A 6,600-nucleotide genomic window follows, 5' to 3' on the forward strand; every position below is an offset into this window, starting at 1 on the left:
ACCGATACCACCCAACTGATCGACCTCACCGACGACCAGCGAGCCCTGAAAGCCCAAGTGCGCGAGTACTTCGCGGACTTGATCAGTCCCGACGATGCCGAGACGATGCTCACCGAACGCCACGGCGAGACCTATCGCAAAGTGATCGCCCAGATGGGTCGCGATGGCTGGCTCGGAGTCGGGTGGCCGAAGGAGTTCGGCGGCAAGGGATTTGGCGACATTGAGCAGCAGATTTTCACCAATGAGGCAGTGCGAGCCGACGTCCCGTTGCCTTCGGTGACACTGCAGACCGTCGGCCCGACGTTACAGGCGTACGGCACAGAGGAGCAGAAGCAGAAGTTCTTGCCCTCGATTCTGGCGGGCGAGGTACATTTCGCCATCGGCTACACAGAACCGGAGGCGGGTACCGACTTGGCGTCGTTGACCACCTCGGCGGTTCTCGACGGCGATCACTATATTGTCAACGGGCAAAAGATCTTTACGACCGGTGGCCACGACGCCGACTACATCTGGCTGGCCGTCCGCACGGATAAGGACGCGCCCAAACACAAGGGCATCTCGATCCTCATCGTCGATACCACCGATCCTGGCTTCAGTTGGACGCCGATCATTACCGCCGACGGCGCCCATCATGTGAACGCGACCTACTACAACGACGTCAAGGTGCCGGTCGGCATGCGAGTGGGTGAGGAGGGGGGCGGCTGGAAGCTCATCACCACCCAGCTCAACCACGAGCGGGTGATGTTGGGGCCGTCGGGTCGTATCGAAGGACTGGCACGTCGGGTGAGCGAATGGGCGCAGCGGCCGGCTGCCGACGGTGTGCCCATCGCCGAGCATGCCGATGTGCGGCGGGTATTGGCGCAGATCGATGCCTACGCCCGGATCAACGAATTGCTCAACTGGCAGGTGGCCTCTACCGGTGAGGCTATTTCGATGGCCGATGCCGCGGCGACGAAAGTCTTTGCCACCGAACGGATTCAAGTGATCGGGCGGATGGTGGACGACGTGGTCGGCCGGTTCGGCGACTATACCGATCCGCAGACGGCGGAGTTGGCGAGCTGGCTCGACGCTCAGCAGAAACGAAACGTAGTGATCACTTTCGGCGGTGGAGTCAACGAAGTGATGCGAGACATGATCGCGACGGCCGGTCTTGGACTGCCGCGAGCCAAGCGATAGGGGAGGGGCGAGTGAGTACACAAACTGAACGGATCGTCAGCGCCGCGGAGAAGATCAAAACCGCCGGGATGAGTACGCCGGTCGCCGGGCGGGATCCGATCAATCAGCCGATGATCAACAACTGGGTCGAGGCGATGGGGGATCGCAATCCGATCTACACCGATGATTCGGCGGCTCGTGCGGCGGGCCATGGCGGCATCGTCGCGCCACCCGCGATGGCACAGGTGTGGACGATGCGGGGTCTCAATGGCGAACGGACACAGGATGATCCGCTAGGTGCGGCATCGCAGCTTTTTGACGACGAGGGTTTCACGTCGGTCGTCGCGACGAATTGCGATTCGACCTACCACCGCTATACCCGACCGGGCGAGCAGGTGAGTCTGTCCGCCGAACTCCTCGACGTGGTGGGGCCGAAGCAAACCGCGTTGGGTGAGGGCTGGTTTTTCACAACCCGCAACGTGTGGACCGTCGAGGACGAAGTAGTTGCCGAGATGCGCTTCCGCATCCTCAAATTCCGGCCGCCGTCACAAGGTCAAGTAGCCGACGAGCGTACCTCCGACGCCGTTCCCGGAGATGCGTATCGAGATCTCGATCCGTCCGCGCTCATCCGGCCGACCGCCTCTCGCGACACCCAGTTCTTCTGGGATGGCATACGCGCACACGAGCTTCGCATCCAGGTGCGGCCGGAGCCAGTCGATGGTCGAGTGCCACCCACTGATGGTCGAGTGCCCGGCGAGGCGCTGCCACCCTCCGATGGTCGAGTGCCCGGCGAGGCGCCAGCCGAGTCGGGTGTATCGAGACCCCGCAAGCCGAACACCAAACTCCAACACCCCCCGGTCCCCGCCGTGTGGACCGAGCGTGACGCCGACGGTGCTTATGCCCCAACCGATTACGTTGTCTCCTCGGGCCGGGGAACCGTCTACAGCTTCGTCGTGCATCATGCACCACGGGTTCCGGGGCGGCAATTGCCATTCGTCGTGGCATTGATCGAGTTGGACGAAGGCGTCCGCATGCTCGGACAGTTGCGCGACGTCGACCCAGCGTCGGTGAAAATCGGCATGCCGGTCGAGGTCGAATTCCTCGACTTCCCAGCCGATCCCGACGTACCCGATGATCAGCCGTGGACGCTCTACGCCTGGCGCCCGGTATCGGAGAAAGCGTAGCCAATGACTTCCATTGATACCCAACAGTTCTCGGTCGGTACTACGCTTCCTCCGCTGGTCATTGATGCGACGCCGACCTTTGTCGTCTCCACCGCCCTGGCGACTCGCGACTTTCAGGACGTGCACCACGACCGCGACCTCGCCCAGCAGAAGGGCTCGAAAGATATCTTCGTCAACATCCTCACCGACACCGGTCTGGTGGAGCGGTTCGTCACCGATTGGGCCGGCCCGGCGGCGCGGATCGGCTCGATCTCATTGAAACTCGGCGTTCCCTGGTACGCCTACGACACTCTGACCTTCACCGGAGAAGTGACGAAGGTTGAGCCTTCTTCGCTGATCGAGCCCTCCTCGCTGATCGAGCCTGTCGAGATCACAGTCGCCGTCACCGGCACCAATAGCCTTGGCAAACACGTGATTTCGACCGTTAAGTTCACTCAGGGGGCAGCGGCATGAGTGAGCGCACCCTGTCGGGCAAAGCCGCCATTGCCGGGATCGGTGCTACTGAGTTCTCCAAGGACTCCGGTCGCAGCGAACTACGTCTGGCTGCTGAGGCAGTCAACGCCGCACTTGTCGACGCCGGCCTCACCGCGGCCGATGTCGACGGTCTGGTCACCTTCACCATGGACACCAACATGGAGATCGCCGTCGCACGAGCGGTGGGAATACCCGAGCTGAAGTACTTTTCGCGGATCCACTATGGCGGCGGCGCGGCGTGTTCGACGGTGCAGCAGGCGGCGATGGCTGTAGCTACCGGCATTTGCGACGTCGCCGTGGCCTACCGCGCGTTCAACGAACGCTCCGGCGTCCGCTTCGGTCAAGTAAACAAAGCCGTTGCCGCCCAGGAGAATTCGTCGGGCACCGACAACGCTTTCTCGTATCCGCACGGGCTGTCCACGCCAGCGGCGTTCGTGGCGATGGTCGCGCAGCGGTACATGCACGAATATGGTGCTACGAGTGAGGATTTCGGCCAGATCGCCGTTGTCGATCGCAAACACGCCGCAGTCAATCCGAACGCGTTCTTCTACGGCAAGCCGATCACCATTGCCGATCATCAGGCGTCACGCTATATCGCGGAGCCGTTGCACCTGCTGGACTGTTGCCAAGAGTCGGACGGCGGCGTCGCGATCGTCGTCGTATCTGCCGAACGCGCAAAGGATTTGCCGCAGCCGCCGGCCGTCATCGCTGGCGCCGCGTCGGGCAGCGGCACCGACCAGTACATCATGACCAGCTACTACCGCGACGATCTCGCGGGCCTGCCGGAGATGGGCCTGGTGGGTCGGCAACTGTGGGATCAGTCCGGCTTGACGCCCACCGACATGGATATGGCTGTGCTCTATGACCATTTCACGCCCTACACGCTGATGCAGCTGGAGGAGTTGGGCTTCTGCGGCCGGGGTGAGGCTAAGGATTTCGTCTCCGAGCCCGGCGCACTCGAAGTCGGTGGACGATTGCCGTTGAACACCCACGGCGGCCAACTCGGCGAGGCATATATCCATGGCATGAACGGCATCGCCGAAGCGGTGCGTCAGCTTCGCGGCACCTCGGTCAATCAGGTCGACGGTGCGCGCAAAGTCCTAGTCACCGCGGGCACCGGGGTGCCTACTAGCGGTTTGGTTCTTACCCGGTCCGAATGAGGAGTACTGAGAAATGAAATTCAACCTTGCTGACGTCTTCGAAACAGTCGCCGACGCGGTCCCGGACCGGGTAGTACTGAGCTTCGAAGGTGAGCAGACGACCTACGCCGAGATGGACAAACTGGCTAACCAGGTGGCACATCTGCTGTCTGCCAATGGAATTGGTGCGAGCGACAATGTCGCGCTGTTCCTGAAGAACAGTGTCGAACACGTGACGAGCCTGCTCGGATTGATCAAGATCCGCGCGGTGCCGGTAAACGTCAACTATCGTTACACCGACCCCGAACTGCTCTACATCTTCGACAACTCCGATTCGCGCGGCATTATCGTTGAGTTGCCCGAACATCAGCGCAGCGTAGCCAAGCTGCTGCCTGAAATGCCCACCGTGCGAACAGTTTTCGTCATCGGCGAGATTGCGGATGAATTGCGACAGGCGGCGTCGAGTCTGCCCGACGGTCGCGAGGTCGCGGTGGTGTCCTTCGCCGATTACACGGCGCAGCCCACCGAGCGAGACTTCGAGCCGCGCACCGGTGAAGAGCTCTACCTGCTGTACACCGGCGGAACAACCGGGTACCCGAAGGGTGTCATGTGGCAGCATGACGATTTCTTCCGCAAGCCCATATCCGGCGGAAACCCGTACGGCGAAGCCCGTAAGGATCTCGCTGAAATCGCCGCTGCGGTAAAGGATTTCCCGTCGATCGCCTTCTTGCTCGCGGCGCCGCTCATGCACGGTGCGGCGTCGTATTCACTATTTACCTTCCTGACCCTTGGTGGACGGCTGATCATCGAGCGGGATTTCAACCCGGAGAAGATCGTCCGGAATATCGAGCGCGATAAGACTCAGATCATCCTCATCGTCGGCGACGCGATGGGTATGCCGCTCGTCGATGAGATGGAGAAGCAGAAGGACGACGTCGACATGTCGTCGCTGTTCTCCGTCACGTCCGGTGGTGCGATCTGGTCGCAGCACGTTCGCGACCGCATGCGCGCGGTGAAGGAAGATTTGGTGTTGCGCGACAACTTCGGTGCGTCGGAGTCGGGTAACGATGGTGAGATCACCCTAGATGAGAACGGCAATCTCAAGACCGCGCCGACCGAGAAGATGATGGTCGTCGACGAGCGGTTCAACCAGATCACAACGCCGAACGAAGTTGGCATGATCGCGCGGATCGGCAATGTGCCCCTTGGCTATTACAAGGACGAGGAGAAGTCTGCGCGCACCTTCCCGACGCTCGCCGACGGTCGTCGTATTTCGGTGCTCGGCGACATGGGGTATCTGGAGGAAGACGGCAGCATAGTGTTCCTCGGCCGTGGATCGCAGTGCATCAATACCGGTGGTGAGAAGGTCTACGCCGAAGAGGTTGAGGCCACCCTGCACGCACATCCGGCAATCGCCGATGCGCTGGTGGTTCCGGTGCCCGACGCCAAGTACGGGCAGCGCGTAGCGGCAGTCATAAAGGTTGCCGACGGTCATCCAGAGCCGACTTTGGAAGAAGTCCAGGAGCATGCTCGCACCGAGCTGGCTCGCTACAAGGTGCCGCGCACGGTTGTGTTCGTCGACGAAGTGCGCCGCACTCCGGCGGGCAAGGCTGACTACAAGTGGGCCAAGAAGGCCGCCGAGGAAGGTGCGTCGGCGCCGGTGTAGCGACTACATCGGACAGCGCCGCGCGGTGTCCGGGGCGAAGCTATCCAGTCTTGTCCCGCGCAGCAGCTCCGCATGACGGCGCACTTTGTATTGGTGGTAGGCCAACGGTGTCATGGTGACGCGCCGCGGTAGTCGGTATACGAGAGGCATTGTCCGGCAAACGATTCCATAGTCGCGCTCGCGTGCCGGTGTCCAGTCGACTTCGGATAACTCACGAACTGTGTGGTGAGTGATTCCGAACGACGCTGCCACCACAAACCGCGATATGGCGCGGACCACCAGCCGCCACGCCGGCCGCGGAACCATCGGTGGTGACGGTGGATCGAGCAGCCGCCCGGATTCGCGGCGTAGCGTGACCGTGCCGACTGCGCGCCGGTCGAGGGTCTCGTTGTAGAGAGTGATGAATTCCTGGTAAGTGACTGGAAACTCTCCAGCCGGGGTGGGGAGCATGACGTGTCGGACCTTGCCGAGGATGTAGGCGTACAAATCCTGTGCCCTGGCGTCGGTGAGATGACGTCCGGTGACGGCTGGATAGGCCCCCATGTATAGGTGAATCGCGCTCATCAGTACCCAGTTCCAGGCTTCGGGTCGCAGGGCGCTGAACCGGACTCCGTCATATTCGCCGTGTACGTCGGTATGTGCCTGACGTAGCCATTCTCCGGATTCCCGGCGATCGTCTTCGGTTCCGCCGAACACCAACATCTCGACCGCGCCGGTTCGCAGTGCCCGGCCGAATGGGTCGGCCTTGAACCGGCCGGACCACTCAACACCCGCACTGATGTCATCGAAAACCACCTGGTCGAGGAATGCGCCGCCGAATGGGGCGAGCAGCGCCGAACCGAGATACCGCTCGAATTCCTCATTGATCGGCGGAACAGTCACCCTTCGCGACGTCTCGCCGCGTTGTGCTGCGACCTCAGCGTGTGTAGGCACGGCACTCCTCTCAGATGTTATGAATTTAGTAGAATTCTAACATTGTATA

Annotated in this window: 6 protein-coding genes; 5 read left to right on the forward strand and 1 reads right to left on the reverse strand. The window is 61.6% G+C overall.

All coding sequences use genetic code 11. The annotated features are described in order from the left end of the window. Positions 1–15 precede the first annotated feature (15 nt). The 5 genes from GOEFS_RS23800 to GOEFS_RS10590 are packed head-to-tail and all read left to right on the forward strand — an operon-like array spanning position 16 to position 5,618. Positions 16–1,176 carry an acyl-CoA dehydrogenase family protein gene (locus GOEFS_RS23800; RefSeq protein WP_040524927.1) on the forward strand — a complete coding sequence of 387 codons (1,161 nt, stop codon included), beginning with the start codon at positions 16–18 and terminating at the stop codon, positions 1,174–1,176. Between the two features lie 11 nt (positions 1,177–1,187). After that, on the forward strand, positions 1,188–2,339 hold the full coding sequence (locus GOEFS_RS10575; RefSeq protein WP_007317899.1) for a bifunctional MaoC family dehydratase N-terminal/OB-fold nucleic acid binding domain-containing protein: 1,152 nt from the start codon (positions 1,188–1,190) through the stop codon (positions 2,337–2,339). Positions 2,340–2,342: 3 nt separating this feature from the next. Further along, entirely contained in the window at positions 2,343–2,792 is a 450-nt protein-coding gene (locus GOEFS_RS10580) for a MaoC family dehydratase (protein ID WP_007317900.1), read from the forward strand. Next, a complete protein-coding gene (locus tag GOEFS_RS10585; protein WP_007317901.1) occupies positions 2,789–3,973 on the forward strand; it encodes a lipid-transfer protein in 1,185 nt (394 codons plus the stop codon). Before GOEFS_RS10580 ends, GOEFS_RS10585 begins: the two co-directional genes overlap by 4 nt. Before the next feature lie 13 nt (positions 3,974–3,986). After that, positions 3,987–5,618 carry an AMP-binding protein gene (locus tag GOEFS_RS10590; RefSeq protein ID WP_007317902.1) on the forward strand — a complete coding sequence of 544 codons (1,632 nt, stop codon included), beginning with the start codon at positions 3,987–3,989 and terminating at the stop codon, positions 5,616–5,618. A 3-nt stretch (positions 5,619–5,621) separates the two neighbouring features. Here GOEFS_RS10590 and GOEFS_RS10595 read toward each other — a convergent pair whose 3' ends face one another. After that, a complete protein-coding gene (locus tag GOEFS_RS10595) occupies positions 5,622–6,551 on the reverse strand; it encodes an oxygenase MpaB family protein (RefSeq protein WP_007317903.1) in 930 nt (309 codons plus the stop codon). Between the last annotated feature and the right edge of the window lie 49 nt (positions 6,552–6,600).

The organism is Gordonia effusa NBRC 100432, from assembly GCF_000241305.1.
Lineage (GTDB): Bacteria > Actinomycetota > Actinomycetes > Mycobacteriales > Mycobacteriaceae > Gordonia > Gordonia effusa.